The 21,626-nt window shown below is 73.3% G+C and carries 22 protein-coding genes; 3 read left to right on the top strand and 19 right to left on the bottom strand.

What is annotated here, in order from left to right; all coding sequences use genetic code 11:
* Positions 1 to 53: 53 nt before the first annotated feature.
* The 9 genes from kdpE to RGE_RS10115 form a co-directional block, all read right to left on the bottom strand.
* Positions 54 to 752 carry a two-component system response regulator KdpE gene (gene kdpE, locus RGE_RS10080; RefSeq protein ID WP_014428271.1) on the bottom strand — a complete coding sequence of 233 codons (699 nt, stop codon included), beginning with the start codon at positions 750 to 752 and terminating at the stop codon, positions 54 to 56.
* Complete coding sequence (locus tag RGE_RS10085) at positions 749 to 3,454, bottom strand: DUF4118 domain-containing protein (RefSeq protein ID WP_014428272.1); 2,706 nt, start codon at positions 3,452 to 3,454, stop codon at positions 749 to 751. The genes kdpE and RGE_RS10085 overlap by 4 nt, the downstream gene beginning before the upstream one ends.
* The gene (locus RGE_RS24835) at positions 3,451 to 3,579 is read right to left on the bottom strand and encodes a hypothetical protein (protein ID WP_014428273.1); all 129 of its coding nucleotides are present in this window, start codon (positions 3,577 to 3,579) and stop codon (positions 3,451 to 3,453) included. Before RGE_RS24835 ends, RGE_RS10085 begins: the two co-directional genes overlap by 4 nt.
* Positions 3,576 to 4,160: a potassium-transporting ATPase subunit KdpC gene (gene kdpC, locus RGE_RS10090; RefSeq protein ID WP_014428274.1), complete on the bottom strand. Its 585-nt coding sequence runs from the start codon at positions 4,158 to 4,160 to the stop codon at positions 3,576 to 3,578. Before kdpC ends, RGE_RS24835 begins: the two co-directional genes overlap by 4 nt.
* 10 nt (positions 4,161 to 4,170) lie before the next feature.
* Positions 4,171 to 6,231 (bottom strand): potassium-transporting ATPase subunit KdpB, encoded by a 2,061-nt coding sequence (gene kdpB / locus RGE_RS10095; protein ID WP_014428275.1) that lies wholly within the window; start codon positions 6,229 to 6,231, stop codon positions 4,171 to 4,173.
* Positions 6,232 to 6,239: 8 nt separating this feature from the next.
* A complete protein-coding gene (kdpA, locus tag RGE_RS10100) occupies positions 6,240 to 8,030 on the bottom strand; it encodes a potassium-transporting ATPase subunit KdpA (protein WP_014428276.1) in 1,791 nt (596 codons plus the stop codon).
* Entirely contained in the window at positions 8,027 to 8,119 is a 93-nt protein-coding gene (gene kdpF / locus RGE_RS24440) for a K(+)-transporting ATPase subunit F (protein ID WP_043783982.1), read from the bottom strand. Before kdpF ends, kdpA begins: the two co-directional genes overlap by 4 nt.
* A 185-nt stretch (positions 8,120 to 8,304) precedes the next feature.
* Positions 8,305 to 9,225, bottom strand: coding sequence for a ketopantoate reductase family protein (locus tag RGE_RS10110; RefSeq protein ID WP_014428278.1), 921 nt, complete (start codon positions 9,223 to 9,225; stop codon positions 8,305 to 8,307).
* 52 nt (positions 9,226 to 9,277) lie between these two features.
* Positions 9,278 to 10,168 carry an SDR family oxidoreductase gene (locus RGE_RS10115; RefSeq protein ID WP_014428279.1) on the bottom strand — a complete coding sequence of 297 codons (891 nt, stop codon included), beginning with the start codon at positions 10,166 to 10,168 and terminating at the stop codon, positions 9,278 to 9,280.
* Positions 10,169 to 10,346: 178 nt separating this feature from the next.
* On the opposite strand from RGE_RS10115, the gene RGE_RS10120 reads away from it, so the two are divergent.
* Positions 10,347 to 10,733, top strand: coding sequence for a winged helix-turn-helix transcriptional regulator (locus tag RGE_RS10120; RefSeq protein WP_014428280.1), 387 nt, complete (start codon positions 10,347 to 10,349; stop codon positions 10,731 to 10,733).
* Position 10,734: 1 nt separating this feature from the next.
* On the opposite strand, the gene arsB is transcribed toward RGE_RS10120, so the two are convergent.
* Genes arsB through RGE_RS10140 form a run of 4 tightly spaced genes read right to left on the bottom strand, consistent with a single transcriptional unit; the run spans position 10,735 to position 13,154 of the window.
* A complete protein-coding gene (gene arsB / locus RGE_RS10125; RefSeq protein WP_014428281.1) occupies positions 10,735 to 11,799 on the bottom strand; it encodes an ACR3 family arsenite efflux transporter in 1,065 nt (354 codons plus the stop codon).
* Positions 11,800 to 11,803: 4 nt separating this feature from the next.
* On the bottom strand, positions 11,804 to 12,310 hold the full coding sequence (locus tag RGE_RS10130; protein WP_014428282.1) for an arsenate reductase ArsC: 507 nt from the start codon (positions 12,308 to 12,310) through the stop codon (positions 11,804 to 11,806).
* A 1-nt stretch (position 12,311) separates the two neighbouring features.
* Positions 12,312 to 12,800: an arsenate reductase ArsC gene (locus RGE_RS10135; protein ID WP_014428283.1), complete on the bottom strand. Its 489-nt coding sequence runs from the start codon at positions 12,798 to 12,800 to the stop codon at positions 12,312 to 12,314.
* A 27-nt stretch (positions 12,801 to 12,827) separates the two neighbouring features.
* Positions 12,828 to 13,154 (bottom strand): ArsR/SmtB family transcription factor, encoded by a 327-nt coding sequence (locus tag RGE_RS10140; RefSeq protein ID WP_014428284.1) that lies wholly within the window; start codon positions 13,152 to 13,154, stop codon positions 12,828 to 12,830.
* A 113-nt stretch (positions 13,155 to 13,267) separates the two neighbouring features.
* On the opposite strand from RGE_RS10140, the gene RGE_RS10145 reads away from it, so the two are divergent.
* The gene (locus tag RGE_RS10145) at positions 13,268 to 14,149 is read left to right on the top strand and encodes an arsenite methyltransferase (protein WP_014428285.1); all 882 of its coding nucleotides are present in this window, start codon (positions 13,268 to 13,270) and stop codon (positions 14,147 to 14,149) included.
* Between the two features lie 9 nt (positions 14,150 to 14,158).
* On the opposite strand, the gene RGE_RS10150 is transcribed toward RGE_RS10145, so the two are convergent.
* The 4 genes from RGE_RS10150 to RGE_RS10165 are packed head-to-tail and all read right to left on the bottom strand — an operon-like array spanning position 14,159 to position 19,424.
* On the bottom strand, positions 14,159 to 14,785 hold the full coding sequence (locus RGE_RS10150; RefSeq protein ID WP_014428286.1) for a LysE family translocator: 627 nt from the start codon (positions 14,783 to 14,785) through the stop codon (positions 14,159 to 14,161).
* Positions 14,786 to 14,837: 52 nt separating this feature from the next.
* The gene (locus RGE_RS10155) at positions 14,838 to 16,133 is read right to left on the bottom strand and encodes a di-heme oxidoredictase family protein (protein ID WP_014428287.1); all 1,296 of its coding nucleotides are present in this window, start codon (positions 16,131 to 16,133) and stop codon (positions 14,838 to 14,840) included.
* Entirely contained in the window at positions 16,130 to 17,434 is a 1,305-nt protein-coding gene (locus RGE_RS10160; protein ID WP_014428288.1) for an ABC transporter substrate-binding protein, read from the bottom strand. The genes RGE_RS10155 and RGE_RS10160 overlap by 4 nt, the downstream gene beginning before the upstream one ends.
* Positions 17,424 to 19,424, bottom strand: a complete 2,001-nt coding sequence (locus RGE_RS10165) for a TonB-dependent receptor plug domain-containing protein (protein ID WP_043783983.1) — start codon at positions 19,422 to 19,424, stop codon at positions 17,424 to 17,426. The genes RGE_RS10160 and RGE_RS10165 overlap by 11 nt, the downstream gene beginning before the upstream one ends.
* Positions 19,425 to 19,661: 237 nt before the next feature.
* On the opposite strand from RGE_RS10165, the gene RGE_RS10170 reads away from it, so the two are divergent.
* On the top strand, positions 19,662 to 20,483 hold the full coding sequence (locus RGE_RS10170; protein WP_014428290.1) for a TOBE domain-containing protein: 822 nt from the start codon (positions 19,662 to 19,664) through the stop codon (positions 20,481 to 20,483).
* A 24-nt stretch (positions 20,484 to 20,507) separates the two neighbouring features.
* Here the strand turns inward: RGE_RS10170 and RGE_RS10175 are convergent, their stop codons facing one another.
* Together RGE_RS10175 and RGE_RS10180 are read right to left on the bottom strand one after the other, a co-directional pair.
* On the bottom strand, positions 20,508 to 20,885 hold the full coding sequence (locus tag RGE_RS10175) for a ribbon-helix-helix domain-containing protein (protein WP_014428291.1): 378 nt from the start codon (positions 20,883 to 20,885) through the stop codon (positions 20,508 to 20,510).
* Positions 20,886 to 20,913: 28 nt separating this feature from the next.
* On the bottom strand, positions 20,914 to 21,489 hold the full coding sequence (locus RGE_RS10180; protein ID WP_014428292.1) for a DJ-1/PfpI family protein: 576 nt from the start codon (positions 21,487 to 21,489) through the stop codon (positions 20,914 to 20,916).
* Positions 21,490 to 21,626: the final 137 nt, after the last annotated feature.

The following is a 21,626-nucleotide window of genomic DNA, read 5'->3' on the forward strand; positions in this document are numbered from 1 at the left end:
CATCTTATTCGCCGGGTGCCGCGGCCCCGGCGATCTCCGCACTCGTGGCGCGGTCAGCCGCCGGCGCGGAAGCGGTAGCCGATGCCGGCTTCGGTCAGCAGGTGCACCGGCATCGAGGGCTGGGCCTCGATCTTCTTGCGCAGATTGGCCATGTGCACGCGCACATAGTGCGTGTCCTCGGTGTGGCCCGGGCCCCAGACGGCCTTGAGCAGCTGGCGGTGGGTGACGACGCGGTCGGGCTGCGTCGCCAGGCAGCCGAGCAGCTTGTATTCGATCGGCGTCAGGTGCAGCTCCTCGTCGCCGCGGCGCACGCTGCGGCGCGCCAGGTCCAGCGTGATCTCGCCGAAACGCAGCACCGGGCCGTCGTCGGGCGACAGCAGCGCGCGCCGGCGCAGCTGGGCGCGCACCCGCGCCAGCAGCTCGCCGGCGCCGAAGGGTTTGACGAGGTAGTCGTCGGCTCCGGCGTCCAGCGCGGCGATCTTGTCGTCCTCGGCGGCGCGTGCCGACAGCACGATGACCGGCGCCGCCGACCAGCCGCGCAGGTCGCGGATCAGGTCGACGCCGTCGCCGTCGGGCAGGCCCAGGTCGACGACCAGCAGGTCGGGGCGGCGCGTGCCGGCTTCGATCAGCCCGCGGCGCAGGCCTTCGGCCTCGTGCACCTCGTGGCCCTCGCTCTCCAGCGCCATGCGCACGAAACGGCGGATGTCGGCTTCGTCCTCGACGATCAGCACGCGGGCTCGGGGTTCGTTCATCGGATGTCCTCGTCGGCCGCGGCGGCGGCGCTGCCGTCGTCTTCGGGCGGCGTGCCGCGCGGCAGCTCGATCGTGAAGCGGGCGCCGGCGACACGGCCGCCTTCCAGGCGGTTGGCACCGTGGATCGTGCCACCGTGGGCCTGCACGATGGCGCGCGAGATCGCCAGCCCCAGGCCGACGCCGGGGGTCGCGCTCTCGCGTTCGCCGCGCTCGAACTTCTCGAACAGCGCCTCCTCGCGCCCCGGCGGCAGGCCCGGGCCCTGGTCGTCGACGACCAGGCGCACGGTCTGGTCCAGCGCCTCGGCGCGGATCGCCAGCGCGCTGCCGGCCGGCGTGTAGCGCGCGGCGTTCTCCAGCAGGTTGACGAGCACTCGCTCGAACAGCACCGCGTCCAGCGACAGCAGCGGCAGCCCGTCGGCCAGCACCACCGTCACCGGCCGGCCCTGCAGCACCGGGCGGCAGGCGGCCAGCGCGCTGCCGACCACCTCTTCCAGCGGCTGCCAGGCGCGGCGCAGGCGCACCGCGCCGGCCTGCAGCCGCGCCATGTCCAGCAGGTTGCCGACCAGCGCCGCCATGCGCCGCGCCGACTCGCGGATCGCGTCGACCAGGCCGCGCGGCGCCGGCCCCGGCGGCGCCAGCGCCAGCGTGTCGGCCAGGCCGACCAGCGCCGCCAGCGGCGTGCGCAGGTCGTGCGAGATCGCCGACAGCAGCGAGTTGCGCAGGCGCTCGCTCTCGATCTGCAGCGCGCTCTGCTGCGCCACGTCGACGTAGTGCAGCCGCTCCAGCGAGATCGCCAGCAGCGAGGCGCAGGTCTCCATCAGCCGCATCGTCTCCGGGCCCAGCGCGGCGGTGTCGCCGGCTTCGATGGCGAGCACGCCGCGCTGGCGCATCGGCGCCTTCAGCGGCAGCACCAGGCAGCGGCTGGCCGGCAGCGTGTCGGTGCCGGCGCCGGCCGCGCGGCCGTGGCGGAAGGCCCAGGACACGACGCCTTCGTCGGCCTCGGCCTCGCCGCCGGGCAGGCGCTGCAGCTCGTCGTGCTCGTCGGTGGCGTAGAGCGCGCAGCGGGCGCCGAACTCGGCGGCGACGAAACGCGCGCCGATCTCGGCCACCTGCGCCGGCAGCAGCGCCGCCGACAGGTCGCGCGTCATCTCGTAGAGCCGGCGCACGCGGCGCTCGCGCTGCATCGCCGCGGCGGCCTGCACCTTGAGCCCGGCGGTGAGCTGGCCGATGGCCAGCGCCACCGCCAGCATGACGCCGAAAGTCAGCAAGTACTGCACGTCGCTGACGGCGAACGAGAAACGCGGCTGCACGAAGAAGAAGTCGAACAGCGCGACGCCGAAGAAGGCCGCCGCCACCGCCGGCCCGCGGCCGAAGCGCAGCCCGACGCCGACGACGGCCAGCAGGAAGATCATCACGATGTTGCTGAGCTCGAGCACGTCGCGCAGCGGCGTCGCCGCCAGCGCCGTCAGCACGCAGGCGCCGGCGGCGGCGGCGTAGCCGGCCCAGCCGGCGCCTTCGGCGGCCGGGGCCGGGCCGGCGGCGCGCGGTGCCGGCGCGCCCGCCGTGCCGACCTGCACCACGTCCAGCTCGCCGGCCAGCGCGGCGACACGTTCGACGGTCGGCCGCTGCCACGGCAGGCGCCGCCGGCCGCGGCCCAGCACCAGCCGCGACAGGTTGTGCTCGCGGGCGTAGCGCACCAGGCCGTCGGCGGCATCGGGCGCCGAGGGCGTGGCGGTCGTCGCGCCCAGCGACTCGGCGAGCTTGAGTTGCTGCAGCGCCTCGCGCCGTGCCTCGGGCCCCAGGCGCTGCAGCGCCGGGGTCTCGACCATCACCGCGTGCCAGGGCAGGTCCAGCTGGGCGGCCAGCCGGGCGCAGCGGCGCACGACGGTCTCGCCGTGCCCGCCCGGCGCGACCGCGGCCAGCAGCGCTTCGCGGTTGGGCCAGACGGTCTCGACGCGGTTGCGCCGCCGCCAGGCGAGCATCTCGCCGTCGACACGGTCGGCCGTGCGGCGCAGCGCCAGTTCGCGCAGCGCCAGCAGGTTGCCTTTGCGGAAGAAGTTCGTCGCGGCGCGTTCGGCCTGCGGCGGCAGGTAGACCTTGCCGGCCTTCAGCCGCGCCAGCAGTTCGTCGGGCGGCAGGTCGACGACGACGACCTCATCGGCCTCGTCGAAGACGCGGTCGGGCACGGTCTCGCGCACGCGGATGCCGGTGATGCCGCCGACGACGTCGTTCAGGCTCTCCAGGTGCTGGACGTTCATCGTCGTCCAGACGTCGACGCCGGCGGCCAGCAGCTCCTCGACGTCCTGCCAGCGCTTGGGGTGGCGCGAGCCGGCGACGTTGCTGTGCGCCAGCTCGTCGACGAGCACCAGCGCGTCCTCGTGCGTGGCGCCGAAGGCCAGCGCGGCGTCGAGGTCGAACTCCTCCAGCTCGCGGCCGCGGTAAGTGCAGCGCTTGCGCGGCAGCTGCGGCAGGCCCTCGGCCATGGCCGCGGTGTCGCGCCGCGAGTGGGTCTCGACCAGGCCGACGGTGAGCGGCACGCCGTGGGCCAGCGCGTCGCGTGCGGCGGCCAGCATCGCCCAGGTCTTGCCGACGCCGGCGCTGGCGCCGAAGAAGATCTTCAACCGGCCGCGGCGTGCGCGGGCCTCGTCCTGCTGCACGTCGCGCAGCAGGGAGTCCGGATCGGGACGGGACGGCTCGTTCATCGGCCGGTGATCTTCCCACGCCGCTCGCGCGTTCGGCGGTGCTCGCGGCGCAGCCAGGCGGCGGCGCCGGCCAGCGGCAGCAGCACGGCCGCCAGCGCCATCAGCACTTCGCCCAGCGCGCTCATCTGCGCCCCGCGCGCGCCAGTTCGTCCAGCGCCAGGTTCAGCTTCAGCACGTTGACACGCGCCTCGCCGAGGCCGAATGACGGCTCCTCGGCCTGGCGCGCGACGAGCTCGCGCACCCGCGCCTCGGGCAGGCCGCGCACGCGCGCCACGCGCGCCGCCTGGTACTCGGCGGCGGCACGGCTGATGTCCGGGTCCAGCCCGCTGGCCGAGGCGGTGACCAGGTCCACCGGCACCGGCGCGTCGTTGCCGGGGTCGGCGGCGCGCAGCGCGGCGACGCGTGCGCGCACCGCGTCGGCCAGCGCCGGGTTCGAGGGCCCGAGGTTGGAGCCGGCCGAGTTGGCGGCGTTGTAGGGCATCGGCGCGGTGGCCGACGGCCGGCTCCAGAAGTGGCCGGGGTCGGTGAAGGACTGGCCGATCAGCGCCGAGCCGACGACGCGGCCGTCGCGTTCGACCAGGCTGCCTTCGGCCTGCCAGGGGAAGGCGAGCCGGGCGGCGCCGGTCACCGCCAGCGGGTAGGCCAGACCGGTGATCAGGGACAGCGCGGCGAACAGCACCAGCGCGGGACGGAGCATGGAGTTCATGACGATCACCTCAGAACAGACCCGTGGCCGCCAGGCCCAGGTCGATCAGCTTGATGCCCACGAAGGGCACGACGACGCCGCCCAGGCCGTAGACGGCCAGGTTGCGTCGCAGCAGGGTTGCCGCGCCGACCGGGCGGTAGGCCACGCCGCGCAGCGCCAGCGGGATCAGCGCGACGATGATCAGCGCGTTGAAGATCACCGCCGACAGCACCGCCGAGGCCGGGCTGGCGAGCTGCATGACGTTCAGCGCCGCCAGCTGCGGGTAGGTGCCGACGAAGGCCGCCGGCACGATGGCGAAGTACTTGGCGACGTCGTTGGCGACGCTGAAGGTGGTCAGCGCGCCGCGCGTCATCAGGAGCTGCTTGCCGGTTTCGACGATCTCGATCAGCTTGGTCGGGTTGCTGTCGAGGTCGACCATGTTGCCGGCCTCCTTGGCGGCCTGGGTGCCGGTGTTCATCGCCACGGCGACGTCGGCCTGGGCCAGCGCCGGCGCGTCGTTCGTGCCGTCGCCGGTCATCGCCACCAGCCGGCCGGCGGCCTGGTGCTCGCGGATCAGCTTCAGCTTGGCCTCGGGCGTGGCTTCGGCGAGCACGTCGTCGACGCCGGCCTCGGCGGCGATGGCCGCGGCCGTCAGGCGGTTGTCGCCGGTGACCATGACCGTCGTGATGCCCATGCGGCGCAGCTCGGCGAAACGCTCGCGGATGCCGCCCTTGACGACGTCCTTGAGCTCGACGACGCCGAGCACACGCGCGCCGTCGGCCACCACCAGCGGCGTGCTGCCGCGGCGCGCGACCTCGTCGACGAGCTGCTGCAGCCCGGCCGGGAACTCGCCGCCCAGCGAGCGCACGTGGCGCGCCAGCGCGTCGGCCGCGCCCTTGCGCAGCGTGCGCCCGGCCGGCAGGTCGACGCCGCTCATGCGCGTCTGCGCCGAGAACGGCACGAAGACCGCGTCGAGCGCCGCCAGCTCGCGTTCGCGCAGGCCGTGGCGCTTGGCCAGCACGACGATGCTGCGGCCTTCGGGCGTGGTGTCGGCCAGCGACGCGAGCTGCGCCGCGTCGGCCAGCTCGGCCTCGGTGACGCCGGCCGCCGGCAGGAAGGCCGCGGCCTGGCGGTTGCCCAAGGTGATCGTGCCGGTCTTGTCCAGCAGCAGCACGTCGACGTCGCCGGCGGCCTCGACGGCGCGGCCCGAGGTGGCGATGACGTTGGCGCGCAGCAGCCGGCTCATGCCGGCCACGCCGATCGCCGACAGCAGCCCGGCGATCGTCGTCGGGATCAGGCACACCAGCAGCGCCACCAGCATCACGAGGTCGACCGGCTCGCCGGCACCGGCAGCGTCGACGGCGAAACGCGAGAACGGCAGCAGCGTCGCGACGACGCCCAGGAAGACGATGGTCAGCGCGACCAGCAGGATGGTCAGCGCGATCTCGTTGGGCGTCTTGCCGCGGCGCGCGTTCTCGACCATCGCGATCATGCGGTCGACGAAGGCCTCGCCCGGGTCGGCGCTGACGCGCACGACGATCCAGTCCGACAGCACGCGCGTGCCGCCGGTGACGGCCGAGAAGTCGCCGCCGGACTCGCGGATGACGGGTGCCGACTCGCCGGTGATCGCGCTCTCGTCGACCGAGGCGACGCCGTCGACGACCTCGCCGTCGGCGGGCATCGTGTCGCCGGCCTCGACGAGCACGACGTCGCCCTTGCGCAGCGTCTCGGCCTCGACCGGGTGCCACTGCATCGCGCTGCGTTCGTGGCGCGCGCTGCCGGGTTCCAGCTTCTTGGCCCAGGTCTTCTTCTTCAGGCCGCGCAGCGCCGCCGCCTGGGCCTTGCTGCGGCCTTCGGCCAGCGCCTCGGCGAGGTTGGCGAAGAGCACGGTGAACCACAGCCAGGCGGCGACGCCGACCGAGAACAGGCTGGGGTTCGCCGCGGCCAGCGCGGTCGTGAAGGCGCTGCCGACGTAGACCACGGCCATCACCGGGTTGCGCCATTGCGCCCGCGGGTCGAGCTTGCGCAGCGCGTCGACCAGCGCCGGACGCAGCAGCGCCGCGTCGAACAGGGGCAGGGAAGTGCGGGACATCGGATTCCTCATCGCGCCCACAGCGCCAGGTGCTCGGCCACCGGGCCGAGTGCCAGCGCGGGCACGTAGTTCAGCAGGCCGACCAGCAGCACGATGCCGACCAGCAGGGCGACGAACAGCGGGCCGTGCGTCGGCAGCGTGCCGCGCGTGACGGCCAGCCGCGGCTTGGCCGCCAGCGCGCCGGCCAGCGCCAGCACCGGCACCAGCACGCCGAAGCGGCCCAGCCACATCGCCACGGCCAGCAGCAGGTTGTAGAAGGGCGTGTTGGCCGACAGCCCGGCGAAGGCGCTGCCGTTGTTGTTGGCCGCCGAGGTCAGCGCGTACAGCACCTCGGCGAAGCCGTGCGCGCCGGGGTTCAGGATGCCGGCGCGGCCGGCGTCGACGCTGACTGCCAGCGCGCTGCCGCCCAGCACCAGCAGCGGCGTCACCAGGATCGCGATCGAGACCAGCTTCATCTCGTGGGCCTCGATCTTCTTGCCCAGGTACTCGGGCGTGCGGCCGATCATCAGCCCGGCGATGAACACCGCCAGCAGCGCGAAGACCAGCATCCCGTACAGGCCCGAGCCGACGCCGCCGAAGACGACCTCGCCGAGCTGCATCAGCACCAGCGGCACGGCGCCGCCCAGCGGCGTCAGGCTGTCGTGCATCGCGTTGACCGCGCCGCAGCTGGCGGCGGTGGTCACCGCGGCGAACAGCGCGCTGGCGTCGAGGCCGAAGCGAACCTCCTTGCCTTCCATGCTGCCGCCGGCCTGCAGCGCCGAGGGCAGGGTGTCCACGCCCAGCGGCGGCAGCAGCGGGTTGCCGGCGTATTCGGCCTGGGTCACGGCGACGACGGCGACGACGAAGAGCAGCGTCATCGCGCCGAGCAGCGCCCAGCCCTGGCGCGCGTCGCCGACGATGCGCCCGAAGCTGAAGCACAGCGCCGCCGGGATCAGCAGGATGGCCAGCATCTGTACCGCGTTGGCGAGCGGCGTCGGGTTCTCGAACGGGTGCGCCGAGTTGGCGTTGAAGTAGCCGCCGCCGTTGGTGCCCAGCAGCTTGATCGCCTGCTGCGAGGCCACCGGGCCCAGCGCCAGCGTCTGCGTCGTCGTGGTGACGGTCTCGGTCTGCGGCGCGCCCTGGGCGTCCAGCAGCGGCTGGCCGGCGGCGTCCAGGCGCGGCTGCTGCCAGTTCAGGGTCTCGACGGTGGCCACCGTGCGGTCCGGCGCCAGCGTCTGCACCACGCCCTGCGAGACGAAGAACAGCGCCGCGACGAAGGCCAGCGGCAGCAGGACCCACAGCGTGGCGCGCGTCAGGTCGGCCCAGACGTTGCCGATGCCGCTGGCCGTGCGGCGCGCGAAGCCGCGCGCAAGCGCCACCGCGACGGCGATGCCGGTGGCCGCCGACAGGAAGTTCTGCACCGCCAGACCCAGCATCTGGGTCAGCCGGCTCATCGTCGTCTCGCCGCCGTAGCCCTGCCAGTTGGTGTTGGTGACGAAGCTCACCGCGGTGTTGAGCGCCGAGTCGGGCGCCACCGCGGGCCAGTCCTGCGGGTTCAGCGGCAGCATCGGCTGCAGGCGCTGCAGCGCGTAGACGGCCAGCAGCCCCAGGCCGTTGAAGACCAGCAGCCCGAGCGCGTAGCGCGTCCAGGGCTGGTCCTCGGCGGGATCGACGCCGGCCAGGCGGAACAGCGGCGCCTCGACGCGCCGGCCGAGGGCGAAGCGGCCGTCCATCACCGCCTCGATCGCCCGCCCCAGCGGCCAGGCCGCGGCGAACAGCACGAGCAGGAAGACGGCCAGTTGCAACCAGGCGCCGCTCACGAGAAGTCCTCCGGCCGCAGCAGCGCGGCGACGAGGTAGACGAGCAGCCCGGCGGCCAGTGCCGCGGCGCTCCATAGCCAGGCGTTCATGCTCGCCCCCGGCGTCGTTCGAGTCGCGCGCAGCCGCGCGCCAGCGCCCAGGCCAGCGCCCACAGCGCGGCCCCGGTCACGAGGTACAACAGGTCCATGGACCCCTCCGTTCAATGTCGGAGGGATGCTCCCGCAGCGGCCGTCAAGACGGTCGCAAGACTGCGGCCGGCGGCATCAAGAAGGCGTCAAGAAGCGGCCGGCGTGCGCCCGCTCTCGATCAGCCGCACCAGCGTGCGCAGCGTGGCGTTCATCGGCGTCGCGATGCCGTGGCGCTGGCCGCAGCGCACGACGTAGCCGTTCAGGTGCTCGATCTCGGTGTGCTTGCCGCGCGCCAGGTCCTGCGCCGTCGACGAACGCTGACCCGGCATCGACGGCGCCAGCGCGAACACCGTGGCCTCGATGTCGGCCGGGATCTCGACGCCGTCGGCGGCGGCGACGGCGACGCACTCGCGCACCACCTCGCGCATCAGCTCGTGCACGCCGTCGGTGGCGACCAGCCGGCCGTAGGGCGCCTGGCCGATCGCCGACAGCGCGTTGTAGGCGCAGTTCAGGATCAGCTTGACCCACAGCGCCTGGCGCGCGTCGGCCGACACCTGCACCGGCACGCCGGCGGCGCGGAAAGCCTCGGCCCAGGTGTCGCCGCCACGGCCGGGCTCGACCAGCAGCTCGCCGCGGCCGTGGTGCCGCACGTGGCCCGGGCCGGCCATCTCGGTGGCGACGTAGACCACCGCGGCGCGTACCGGCTGCGGCAGCAGCGTGCGCAGGCGCTCGGCGTTGTCGACGCCGTTCTGCAGGCTCAGCACCAGCGTGCCGGGCGCCAGGTGCGGCAGCATCGACGCGGCGGCCGCCTCGGTGTCGGTCGACTTCACGCAGAACAGCACCAGCGAGGCGCCGGCCACCGCGGCGACGTCGGCGCTGGCGGCGACCTGCACACGTTCGTCGAAGGCGCGTGTCTGCAGCCGCAGGCCCTCGGCCTCGATGGCCTGCACGTGCGCCGGGCGGCCGATCAGCACGACCTCGTGGCCGGCGCGCGCGAGCATGCCGCCGAAGTAGCAGCCCACCGCGCCGGCGCCCATCACGGCCACGCGCAGCGAATCCTCAGCCATCGTTCGTCTCCGTCGGGTTCGGGACGACGATGCTAGCCGGCGCGGCGCGGGTTCAGCCGCGCAGCGCGGCGGCGTTTTCGGCCAGCCAGGCGTCGAAGCTCTGCGGCGCGCGGCCGACGAGGCGGCGGAAGTCGCCGGTCACCGTGCCGACGCGGCCGGCGGCGGTGTTGGCGTCGAACGAGGCGTAGGCGCGCGCCACCGGTTCGGGCAGGCCGGCGCCGACCATGCCGCGCTCCAGGTCGGCCACCGTGACCGGCACCACCGTCAGCGTGCGGCCGATCGCGCGGCCGATGCGTTCGGCCTGCTCGGCCGTCGTCAGCGCTTCTTCGCCGCTCAGCGTGTAGACCTCGCGGCTCTGGCTGCTGCCGGCCAGCGCGGTGGCCGCGGCCAGCGCCAGATCGTCGCGCGAGAGGTCGGCGACCTTGCCGGCGCCCGCCGCGCTGTACCACTGGCCGCCGTTGGCCAGCACCGCCGGCAGCGACTGGAACAGGTTGTCGAAGTACCAGTGGTTGCGCAGGATGGTCCAGCCCGGCACGCGGCTGGCGGCCAGGGCGTCTTCGGTGCCGGCGTGGTCGGGCGCGAAGGTGACGAAGGAGTCGTGCGGCCCGGGCATCGAGGTGTAGACGAGGTGGGCGACGCCGGCCTGCTCGGCGGCGGCGACGGCGGTGCGGTGCTGCTCCAGGCGCTTGCCCGGGCGGTCCAGCGCGTCGGTGCTGACGATCAGCGCGCGGGCGATGCCGGCGAAGGCGCCGGGCAGCGACGCGGCGTCGTCGAAGTCGGCGCGGCGCGTGGCCACGCCGCGCGCGGCGAAGGCGGCCAGGCGTTCGGGCTGGCGCGAGGCGGCGACGATTCGCGCGGGCTCGACGTGCAGGGTGTCGAGCAGGTGCTGCAGCACACGCTGGCCGAAGTGGCCCGAGGCGCCGGTGACGAGAAGCTTGGACATACGAGACTCCGTTGAAGGCGGGCGGGACACCCGGATCATTAGTATTTAAAAGGAACCAACTCTCAACTTGCGTGTTGGTGCCGAAATGATCCATCATCACGCGCCGGCTCCACAAGAAGGGAGCCGAACGTCACTTGGTGACCTCGGTGTTACCGACCCCAGCCCCGCGGAGTTCTCGATGTCGCTTCACAAGTCCAAGGACCCCTACGCCGACCGCTGCCCGATCCGCGACGTGCTCGAACGTTTGGGCGACCGCTGGAGCATGCTGGTGCTGTTCACGCTGGAGGAGGGCGGCACGCTGCGCTTCTCGGTGCTGAAGTCGCAGATCGCCGACATCTCGCAGCGCATGCTGGCGCAGACGCTGCGCCGGCTGGAGCAGGACGGCCTAGTCAGCCGCACCGTCTACGCGACGGTGCCGCCGCGTGTGGACTACGCGCTGACCGAGCTCGGCGCCTCGTTCCTGAAGCCGATGCACGGCCTGCTGGACTGGGCCAAGGCGCACCACCAGGACGTGCACGCGGCGCGCCGTGCCTACACGGCGCCCGAGGCGATCGAGGCGCGCTGAGTCAGCCGCGCCGCAGCCCGGCCTCGTACCAGGGCTGGCTGCGCTTGACCCAGCGCACCACCAGCAGCATCACCGGCACCTCGATCAGCACGCCGACGACGGTGGCCAGCGCCGCGCCCGACTGGAAGCCGAACAGGCTGATCGCCGCGGCCACCGCCAGCTCGAAGAAATTGCTGGCGCCGATCAGCGCCGACGGGCAGGCCACCGCGTGGCTCTCGCCGGCGCGGCGGTTCAGCCAGTAGGCGAGTCCCGAGTTGAAGAAGACCTGGATCAGGATCGGCACCGCCAGCATCGCGATGACCGCCGGCTGCGCCAGGATGGCCTCGCCCTGGAATGCGAACAGCAGCACCAGCGTCGCCAGCAGCGCCGTGATCGACCACGGGCCGATGCGGGCGAGCGTCGCCTCCAGCGCCTGCGGGCCGCGCCGCAGCAGCGCGCGGCGCCAGGCCTGCGCCAGCGCCACCGGGATCACGATGTAGAGCACGACCGAGGTCAGCAGCGTGTCCCAGGGCACTTGAATAGCCGACAGCCCGAGCAGCAGGCCGACGATGGGCGCGAAGGCGATGACCATGATCGTGTCGTTCAGCGCCACCTGGCTCAGCGTGAACAGCGGGTCGCCGTTGGTCAGCCGGCTCCAGACGAAGACCATCGCCGTGCAGGGCGCCGCGGCGAGCAGGATCAGGCCCGCGACATAACTGTCGAGCTGCTCGGCCGGCAGCCAGGCCGCGAAGACCTGGCGGATGAAGATCCAGGCCAGCAGCGCCATCGAGAAGGGCTTGACGGCCCAGTTGACGAACAGCGTGATGCCGATGCCGCGCCAGTGCCGGCGCACCTGGTGCAGCGCGCCGAAGTCGACCTTCAGCAGCATCGGGATGATCATCACCCAGATCAGCAGCCCGACCGGCAGGTTGACGCGCGCGACCTCGAGCCGGCCGATCGCCTGGAACGGGCCGGGCAGCAGCTGCCCCAGCGCGATGCCGGCGACGATGCACAGCGCGACCCAGAGCGTCAGCCAGCGCTCGAACAGGCTCATCGGGGCGGGGGCGGGCAGGGTGGCGGTGGTCATGGCGTCAGCTCCGGCCGATCTCGGCGAGAGCGGCCTGCAGCGAGGTGCGGTCGCCGCCGGCCACCGGCAGCGCCAGCAGCAGCTGCAGCATGCGGTAGCCGATCGCCTGGCGCGTCAGCTCGAAAGCGCGGCGCTTGCCCTCGTCGCCGCCTTCGGCGTTGGACGGGTCGGGGTAGCCCCAGTGCACCTTGACCGGCTGGCCGCGGGCGCTGAAGAAGACCGGGCAGGCCTCGGCCGCGGCGCTGTCGCAGACGGTGATGACGATGTCCAGCGGCGGCGCGCCGTCGGCGACGAACTCGTCCCAGCTCTTGCTGCGCAACGCGCCGGTGGCGATGCCGGCGTTGGCCAGCGCCTCCAGCGCGAGCGGATTGATGCGCCCGCTGGGCGCGCTGCCGGCGCTGTGCGCCTTCACGTCGGCGCCGAGGCGGGCGGCGAGCTGGTTCAGCATGCCCTCGGCGAGCACGCTGCGCGCCGAGTTGTGGGTGCAGAGGATCAGGACGTGGACGGTCATGTCAGTCTTTTCCGATGTCGGTGACGCGCGTCTTCAGCGCGACGCGGTCCAGGCTGGCCAGCGGCAGCGCCAGCATCAGCTGGATGCGCCGCTTCATCGTGACGAAGGTGTCGACGAAGGCTTGTTCGCCCTGGGCCGCGGGCGCGGCGGCCGGATCCGGCATGCCCCAGTGCGCCGTGACGGGCTGGCCCGGCCACACCGGGCAGACCTCGCCGGCGGCCTGGTCGCAGACGGTGAAGACGAAATGCAGCTCGGGCGCGCCGGGCAGGGCGAACTCCTCCCAGCTCTTGCTGCGCAGGCCATCGGTCGGCAGGCCTTGCGCGGCCAGCGTCTTCAGCGTCAGCGGGTGCAGCTCGCCCTTGGGGTGGCTGCCGGCGGAGAAGGCTCGAAAGCGCCCCTCGCCGAGCCGGTTCATCAGCGCCTCGGCGAGGACCGAACGCGCCGAGTTGCCGGTGCAGACGAACAGGACGTTGTAGGTCGTCGGTTCCATTGTTTGCCTCGTGAAGAAGCCTGCCGCTCAGCAGCGCGCGCCGCGGCGCGTGGCGCGCGGCGTGCAGCCGCTGGCCTGGCAGCAGTGGTCGGTGAGGTAGCCCAGCAGCGTGTCCATGCGCGCCATCTCGGGGCGGTAGATCAGGCTGCGGCCGTCGCGCTCGGCGCTGACGAGCCCGGCGTGGATCAGCTCCTTCAGGTGAAAGGACAGCGTCGACGACGGGATGTCGAGCATCGCCGACAGCGCCGACGGCGTCATGCCCACCGGTGCCGCGCCGACCAGCGCGCGGAAGATGCGCAGCCGCGCCTCCTGGGCCAGTGCGGCCAGCGCGGCGACGGCGTCCTTCTCGTTCATCGCGGGGGCGGCGCCTGCGTCGTTCTCTGACATCGGTACTTCCTATATTTCCAGAGTTGTGGAAGTATAGATGCATGGCCGTGACAGCGGCGTGTCCGAGTGAAGGAACAACGATGAACAGCGAAACCGAGGTCAAGGACTTCGTGCGCCGCCACTACGGCGACGCCGCCACGCGCGTGGCGCAAGGCGAGGCCAACCCCTGCTGCGGCATTGCCAGCGCGGCCGCCGACCCGATCTCCTCGGGCCTGTACGACACCGTGCAGACCGGCGAGCTGCCCGACACCGCGGTGCTGGCCTCGCTGGGCTGCGGCAACCCGACCGCGCTGGCCGAGCTGCACCCCGGCGAGACGGTGCTCGACCTGGGGTCGGGCGGCGGCATCGACGTGCTGCTGTCGGCGCGCCGTGTCGGCCCGACCGGCATGGCCTTCGGCCTGGACATGACGCGCGAGATGCTCGCGCTGGCCGAGCAGAACAAGCGCAAGAGCGGTCTGCGCAACGTGTTCTTCCTGCGCGGCGAGATCGAGAACATCCCGCTGCCCGACGACACGGTGGACGTCATCATCTCCAACTGCGTCATCAACCTGTCGGCCGACAAGGACCGCGTGCTGCGCGAGGCCTTCCGCGTGCTCAAGCCGGGCGGGCGTTTCGCCGTCAGCGACATCGTCGTGCGCGCCGAGGTGCCGGCGGCGATCCGTGCCGACCGCAGGCTGTGGGCCGGCTGCGTGGCCGGCGCGCTGCGCGACAGCGACTACCTCGCGCGGCTGCGCGCCGCCGGTTTCGAGCACGCGGCGATCGAGGTCACGCGCGTCTACGGCGCCGAGGACGCGCTGACGCTGCTGTCGGGCCAGGTGGCCGACGCCGAGGCGCTGGCGCGCCAGGTCGACGGCCTGTTCGCCAGCGGTTTCGTGCGCGCCACCAAGCCCCTCGCGGCGCAGGCCGCGCCGGCCGAGCCGGAGGCGGCCGCCGCCTGCGGCTGCAAGTCGCGCTGCTGCTGAGGCCGCGCCTCAGCGGCTGGTGATGATGCGCAGCCCCAGCCCGATGAAGACGACGCCGGCGATGCGGTCCAGCCAGGCGCCGGCGCCGGGGCGGCGGTTCAGCCAGGCGCCGATGCTGCCGGCGAAGGCGCCCAGCAGCGCGAAGATCAGCGCCGCCTGCGCGGTGAACACGAGGCCCAGAACGCCCAGCTGCAGCGCCACCGGGCCCTGTTCCGGCACGACGAACTGCGGCAGGAAGGACAGGAAGAACAGCACGACCTTGGGGTTCACCGCGTTGGCCGCCAGGCCGCGCCGGAACAGCGTCGCCGCGGTCTCGTCGGCGGCGCCGGCCGTGCCCGACAGCCTGCCGCCGCGGCTGCGCAGCGCACGCAGCCCCAGCCAGACGAGGTAGCCGCCGCCGATCCACTTCAGCGCCGTGAAGGCGATCGGCGAGGCCGCGACCAGGGCGCTGACGCCCAGCACCGCCAGCGCCGTGTGGCTCAGGCAGCCGAGCGCGCAGCCCAGGCCGAAGGCGATGCCGCGCCGCCGCCCGCGCGACATGCCGACGCCGAGCACCATCAGGTTGTCGGGGCCGGGCGTGGCCGTGATCAGCACGGCGGCGGCGAGAAAGGCGAGCAGCTGGGCGAGCGTGGGCATCGGGCAGGGCGCGGACGGCGGGCGCCGGATTGTCGCCCCGGCGCCCTGGCCCTCAGCGCGACGCGACGAAGGCCAGCAGTTCGGCGCGCTGCGCCGGGGGCAGGCGCTCGAAACGCCGGCGTGCGGCCCGCGCTTCGCCGTCGTGCCAGAGCACGGCCTCGAACAGCCCGCGGGCGCGGCCGTCGTGCAGGTACTCGTCGTGTTCGTTGACCTGCGGCGTCAGGCCGATGCCCCACAGCGGTGGCGTGCGCCAGTCGCGCGGCCCGGCGCGGTAGTCGGGCCGGCCGTCGGCCAGGCCGCGGCCGAGGTCGTGCAGCAGCAGGTCGGTGTAGGCGGCGATCGGCGCCCGGCCTTCGGGCTGCGGCAGCAGCTGCCGGTGGCAGACGGCGCAGCCGGCGTCCTCGAAGCGGCGCCGGCCGCGTTCGATCGTGGTGTCGCCGTCTCCGCGCGGCGCCGGTGCGGCGAGCTGCTGCAGATAGGCGCCGATGCGCACGACCTCGCTCGCCGACAGATCGACGCCGGGCCCGGCGCGGGCCTTGTCGCGGCAGGCTGTCTGCCGTGCCGTGCAGTTGGGCGCGGGCAGCGCATCGGACGTCAGCCCCAGATCGCCCAGCGCCGCCTGCACGACTTGGGCTTGCAGCGTCGCGGTGTTGGCTTTCCAGCCGAAGCGGCCGACCGCCATGCGCCGCGACACCGGGTCCCAGACCTCGTTGAGCCGGCCGCGAACGCCGTCGGGCTGGGGCGTGGCGGCCAGCGCGTGCAGCGCCGCCTCGGGCACCGCTTCGAGCAGGCCCAGGCCGTAGACCGGCGAGCCGACCCGTGCCGAACTCAGCACGCCGCGCAGCGGGCCGTAGCCGAGTTCGCGGAACTGCAGCAACGGGCGGCGCAGCTCGACGCTCGTGCCGTCGGCCAGACGGTGCACGACCGGCAACCAGCGCAGCGCCGCACGGCCTTCGCCGCGTACCCCGGCCACGCCGTCCTCGTTGAGCTGCTCGCCGTACGCCGGGTGCGGCCGCGGCCCGCCGTGCTCGCCGCGGCCGGGCCGCGACAGCCGCACCAGCATCGACTGCATGCGCTCGTCGGCGCCGGCGGGCGCGCGGCCGCGGCCGTTGTCCGGATGGCAGGCGACGCAGGACAGGCGGTTGTAGAGCGGCCCCAGGCCGCCGCCGGGCCCCGGGCCGTCGCTCCAGGGGCGCTGGAACAAGGCCCGGCCTTCGGCGAAAGCGGCGCGCCCGGCTTCGTCCAGGCCGGGCAGCGGCTGGCCGAAGGGGGCGGCCGCCGCCGCCGGCAGGGCCATCGCCGCCGCGGCGCAGGCGAGCCCGGCCTGGCGCCACCAGACCCGCCTCATGCCAGCAGCGCAGCGGCTTCGCGGCGGCGTTGCGCCGCCGCCGCCCGCCAGCCCAGCTCCAGCGCGCCAGGTTCAGTCGGCGCGGCGTGCTCGACGTAGCGGAAACGCGATTGCAGCGCCGGGTCGGCGGCTTCGGCTTCGGTCAGTGGCGGCGTTTCCAGCAGCTTGCGCGCCTCGGCGGCGCTGGGCCGGCCGGCGGCTTCGGCAGCGTGCAGCTTCTGCCAGAGCGCGGCGTGTTCGTCGGCGTCGGCGACGAAGACCTGGTCGAACAGCGCCGCCAGCAGGCCGTGGCGCGGCTGGCCGGCGGCGTTGTCGTAGTCGTAGCCGCCGCGCGCCGCCGCGTCGAAGGGGTTGAAGTAGCCGGCCGGCAGCCGGGCGTAGACCGAGGGCCGCACCGGCAGCTTGCGGATCGTCGGGTGGGCGAGCAGCGTCTGGCCGGCCTCGGACAGCAGGTAGCGCACGAAGGCCAGCGCCTCGGCACGGTGCGGTGCCGCCTGGGCGACGGCGACGTGCGCCGGGTTCAGCCCGCCGTGCGCCGGATAGGCGAAGGCCAGCGGCGCGCCGCGTGCCACCGCTGACGCAGCGAAGAAGTCGATCGTCAGCCCGATCGCGGCGCGACCGGCCGTGACCTCGTCGCCGATCAGCGTGCCGCCGGCCGGCACCCAGCGCGAATGGCCGGCGATCGCGCTCCAGAGCGCCCAGCCGCGCTGCCAGCCGAAGGCCTGCAGCACGATGTCGACGAGCACCGGCGCGAAACCGACGCGCGACGGGATCGGCGCCGCGATCTGCCCGGCCCAGCGCGCTTCGGCGAGTTCGGGCCAGTCGCGCGGCACCGGCAGGCCCAGCGCCTGCAGCCGCGCCGGCGCGTGCACGAAGCCGTAGCCGGCGACCTCGGTGGCGAGGTAGCGGCCGCCGGGGTCGGAGATCTGCGTGCCGCCGATGCGCGCCGGCAGGCCGTCGCGCGGCACGTCGGCCTCGGCCAGCGCCGCCAGCGTGCCGGCGTTGGCCAGCGCCGCGAAGGTGCGCGGCGAGGCCGCCCAGACGACGTCGACGCCGCGGCCTTCGGCGCTCGCCAGGTACTCCGGCATCTGGTGCGGCAGCCGCCAGCGCAGCTGCAGCTTCAGGCCCGGATGCGCTTTCTCGAACGCCGCCTCGAAACGCGTCAGCGTGTCCTGCGGGTAGGACGTCAGCACGATCACCGGGCGGCGCGGGCGCGCCTGGGCCGAGGGCAGGGCGGCGGCGGCGAGTGCGCCGCAGCCGGCGATGAACTGGCGCCGCGTGGCGCGGAGATCAGAAGACATAACGCAGGTCCGCCTTCCAGCTGCGCCCGGCGGCCGGGAAACCGGCGTCGAGCGCGTAGTTCTTGTCGCCGACGTTGTCGACGGCGGCTTCCAGCGTCAGCGCCGGGGCCGGCTGCCAGCTCGCCTTCAGGCCGAAGATCGTCCAGCCGCCGAGCGCCACCGTGTCGCTGACCCAGCGCCGGCTCTCGTACTCGGCCGTCGCCTGCCAGGACCACTGCGCGCCGGTGCGCGCCAGCGCCCAGGCGAAGAGCTTGCGGTCGGGCACGCCGGTAAGCCGGGTGTCGGGGCTCGACAGGTTCTTCTGCTTCATCGCCGTCAGGTTGCCGCCCAGGTCCAGCCAGGGCAGCACGCTGCCGCGCGCGCCCAGTTCCAGCCCCTGCACACGCGCCTCGCCGACGTTGCGCATCTGGCAGGGCGTGCTCGGGCTGCACGAGCTGCCGCCGGCCACGAAGACCGACTGGATCTTGTCGTCGACCTTGCTGCGGAACGCCGCGGCCTCGACGGTGACGCCGGGCAGCGCGGCCAGCGGCCGGCCCTGGTAGCCGAGTTCCAGGTTCAGCGAGGTCTCGGCGCCGAGGTCGGGGTTCTCGACGTAGTTGCCCAGGCGCTGCGAGTAGCGGTCCTTCAGAGTCGGCAAGCGCGTCTTGCGCGCCAGCGTGAGGTAAGTGCGGTCGGTCGGCGTCAGGTCGTGGAACAGCCCGGCCTGCAGGTTGGTCGCGCCCTGGGTGTCGGGCAGGGCGTAGCTGCTGCTGGCGCTGTAGACGGCGTCGGGCCGCAGCTCGTGGCGCACCGCGCCCAGCGACAGCTGCCAGTCCGGCGCCAGGTCGATCAGGTCTTCGACGCCGGCCGAGCGCAGCGTGTCCTCGTAGCGTGCGCCGACGACGTCGTCGGCGTCGAGCTCGCGGTGGCGGTCGCTCTTTTGCTGCAGCACGGCGCGCAGCAGCTGACCGGCCCAGCGCCGCGACTCGAGTTCGATCGCGCCGCCGCTGCTGCGGTCGTGGTAGATGCTGCGGCCGGTGGACACGCTGCCGCGGCCGCTGGTCTTCAGCGTCGAGTAGCTGGCGTCGGTGTAGCTGTCGACCTCGTTGTCGAAGCTGTCGTGGTACAGGCGCAGCTTGAGCTTCTCGGCCGCGCCCAGCGCGGTGCTGGAGACGAAGTACAGGCTCTCCTTGTCCCAGTCGGGCCAGCGCCAGTAGCGTGCGGCGCTGGGGTCGGTCGACGGCGGCTGGCCTTTCTCGCCGTCCTGGCGGGTGTAGGCCAGCGTGTACTCGTCGCCGCCGGCGGGCGTCAGCCCCAGCTTCAGCGAGACCTTGTTGTCGCGGCGGTCGCTGTTGTTGCGCAGGCCGCCGTTCTCGGTGGCGGTGGGCACGAAATCGGAGGACAGGCGAAAGCCGTCGGCCTCGCGGTGCGAGACGCCGGCCTGGGCGTACCAGAGCGTCTGCCGGGTGCCGACGTTGACGCTGGCCAGCCGGTCCTGGCCGCTGCCCAGGCCCAGCCGGGCGTCGCCTTCGAAGGCCTTGACCGGCTTGCGCGACACGAGGTTGATCGCGCCGCCCAGCGCATTGGGGCCGTAGGCGATCGAGCTGAAGCCCTTGGCGACCTGGATCGCGGCGATGTCGCCGGTGCCGAAGCGCCCGAAGTCGACATAACCGTCGTACGGCACGTACACCGGCACGCCGTCGATGAACAGCGGCACCTGGCGCGCGTCGTAGCCGCGCAGGTAGACCAGCTGTTCGTTGCGCGAGTTGTTCGACAGCGTGACGCCGGGCAGCAGCGCGACGGCGTCGCCGACGCTGTCGCGGCCGAACTGCTCGATGTCGCGGCGCGTGACGACCGAGCCGGCCTGGTCCTGCGGCATCTCGCCGACCGCGGCGCGTGCGCCGGTGACGGTGATCGTGCCGAGGTCGAAGACCTCCTGGGCGAAGGCGAACGGGGAGAAGACGGCCGCGCAGGCGAGCGCCAGACGGCGGGGCACGAGAGGACGTTTCATCGGGACGCGTGAGGCTGTGGGGATGAGCGGAACTCATCGCAATATACGGACCAACATAACGACACTCGCAGCCGCTGGCGGGGCGCTGTCTCTTTGATGACAAAGTGTTCGTACTCGCCGATACGTAGCGGCGTATATAGAACAATACGACGCAGGCCGAGGGCCGGACGATCGATCGCGGGCGCGGGCCCCGCGGCTATGCTTGGCGCGACAGCGAGGCTTCAGGGAGCACGACAGATGGCGCAAAGGCGCGGCCGCACGCCCCGGCTGGGTGTCGGCGGGACGCTGTGGGTCACGGCCGACGGCGAGAACCTGGGCAGCCACGCGCGCATGGCGCTGCTGCAGGCGGTCGTCGAGCAGGGCTCGATCACGCAGGCGGCCAAGGCCTTCGGCATGAGCTACAAGGCCGCCTGGGACGCCGTCGACGCGATGAACCGGCTGGCCGGCGAGGCGCTGGTCGAGCGCCGCCCCGGCGGCCGCGGCGGCGGCTCGACCCAGCTCACCGAACACGGCCGGCGCGTGCTGGAGCGTTATGCCCAGGTCGAGCAAGCGCACCAGCGTTTCGTCGAGCTGCTGGCGCGCGAGGCCTTCGACCTGACGCAGGAGTTCTCACTGCTGAAGGTGCTGAACGTGCGCACGACGGCGCGCAACCAGTTCCTCGGCACCGTCAGCGCGCTGCGCTCGGGCGCCGTGCACGACGAGGTGGAGCTGACGCTGCCCGGCGGCATGCGCCTGGCGGCGATCGTCACGCGCGAGAGCACCGAGGCGCTGGGCCTGCGGGTCCGCGCCCCGGCGATCGCGATGGTGCAGGCCGGCCACGTGATCCTGGCCACCGGCGTGCCGACGCTGCGTGTGTCGGCGCGCAACCAGATTCCGGGCACGGTGCTGCAGCTGCAGCCCGGGGCGGTGAACACCGAGGTGCTGCTGGAGGTCGACGGCGGCGGCCGCCTGGTCGCGATGGTGACGCCGGCCGCGGTGCAGGACCTGGGCCTGGCGCCCGGCGTGCGCGCGACCGCGCTGGTCAAGGCCTCCGACGTGGTGCTGGCGGTGACGATCTGAGCGCCGCCGCCGCGTCTTCGGCGCTCAGCTGAGCGAGCGCTGGCCGCGCCAGGCCGCCACCGGCCGCGGCAGCGCGCCGAGCACACGCTCGGCGTCGAGCGAGCGGATCGGCACCGAGGCGTCGCGCGGGATCCGGCCCTGGGCGATCAGGTTCTCGTAGCGCAGCGCGCAGACGCGCAGGAAGGACGCGAAGTTGCCGACCGCGCCGCGTTCGGCCACCAGTTCGTCGTACAGCGTCTCGATCAGCTGGGCGACGCTCAGGCCGTCGCGCGCGGCGATCTCCTCGAGCACCGCCCAGTGCAGGTTCTCCAGCCGCACGCTGGTGACGACGCCGTGCAGCCGCACCGAGCGCGTGCGGCTCTCGTAGCTGGCGGGGTCGGCGCTGACGAAGATCCGGCACATGGGCGTCTCCCGGGGTGGCGCGACGATGCTACAGGCTGATGCGCGTGCCCAGCACGGCCAGGAACTGCGCGATCCAGGCCGGGTGCGCCGGCCAGGCCGGGGCGGTGACGAGCTTGCCGTCGGTGACCGCGCCGTCGATCGCGATGCCCATGTACTCGGCGCCGGCCAGCTCCACCTCGACCTGGCAGGCCGGGTAGGCGCTGATGCGCCGGCCCTTGATCAGCCCGGTGGCGGCGAGCAGCTGCGCGCCGTGGCAGATCGCGGCCACCGGCTTGTCGGCCGCCAGGAAGTGGCGCGTGATCTCGACGACGCGCGTGTTCATGCGCAGGTACTCGGGCGCGCGGCCGCCGGGGATCACCAGCGCGTCGTAAGCCGCCGGGTCGATGTCGGCGAAGCTGGCGTTGAGCGCGAAGCGGTGGCCGGGCTTCTCGCTGTAGGTCTGCTGGCCCTCGAAGTCGTGGATCGCGGTCATCACCCAGTCGCCGCTCTTCTTGTCGGGTGCCACCGCGTGCACCGTGTGGCCCACGGCCTGCAGCGCCTGGAACGGCACCATGACCTCGTAGTCCTCGCCGAAGTCGCCGCACAGCATCAGGATCTTGCTCATCGCCTGTGTCTCCTGGGTTCGTTGGGATGGGCGCCATCTTCGGCAGGCGCCCGGCGCACGAGGTAGTAGCGGCTTACCGCGGCGGCCGTGGTTTTCCCGGAGGGCGAGCAAGCTAACTCGTTTTCCTTCGTTCGACG

This window comes from Rubrivivax gelatinosus IL144 (genome assembly GCF_000284255.1).
Classification (GTDB): Bacteria; Pseudomonadota; Gammaproteobacteria; order Burkholderiales; family Burkholderiaceae_C; genus Rubrivivax; species Rubrivivax gelatinosus_A.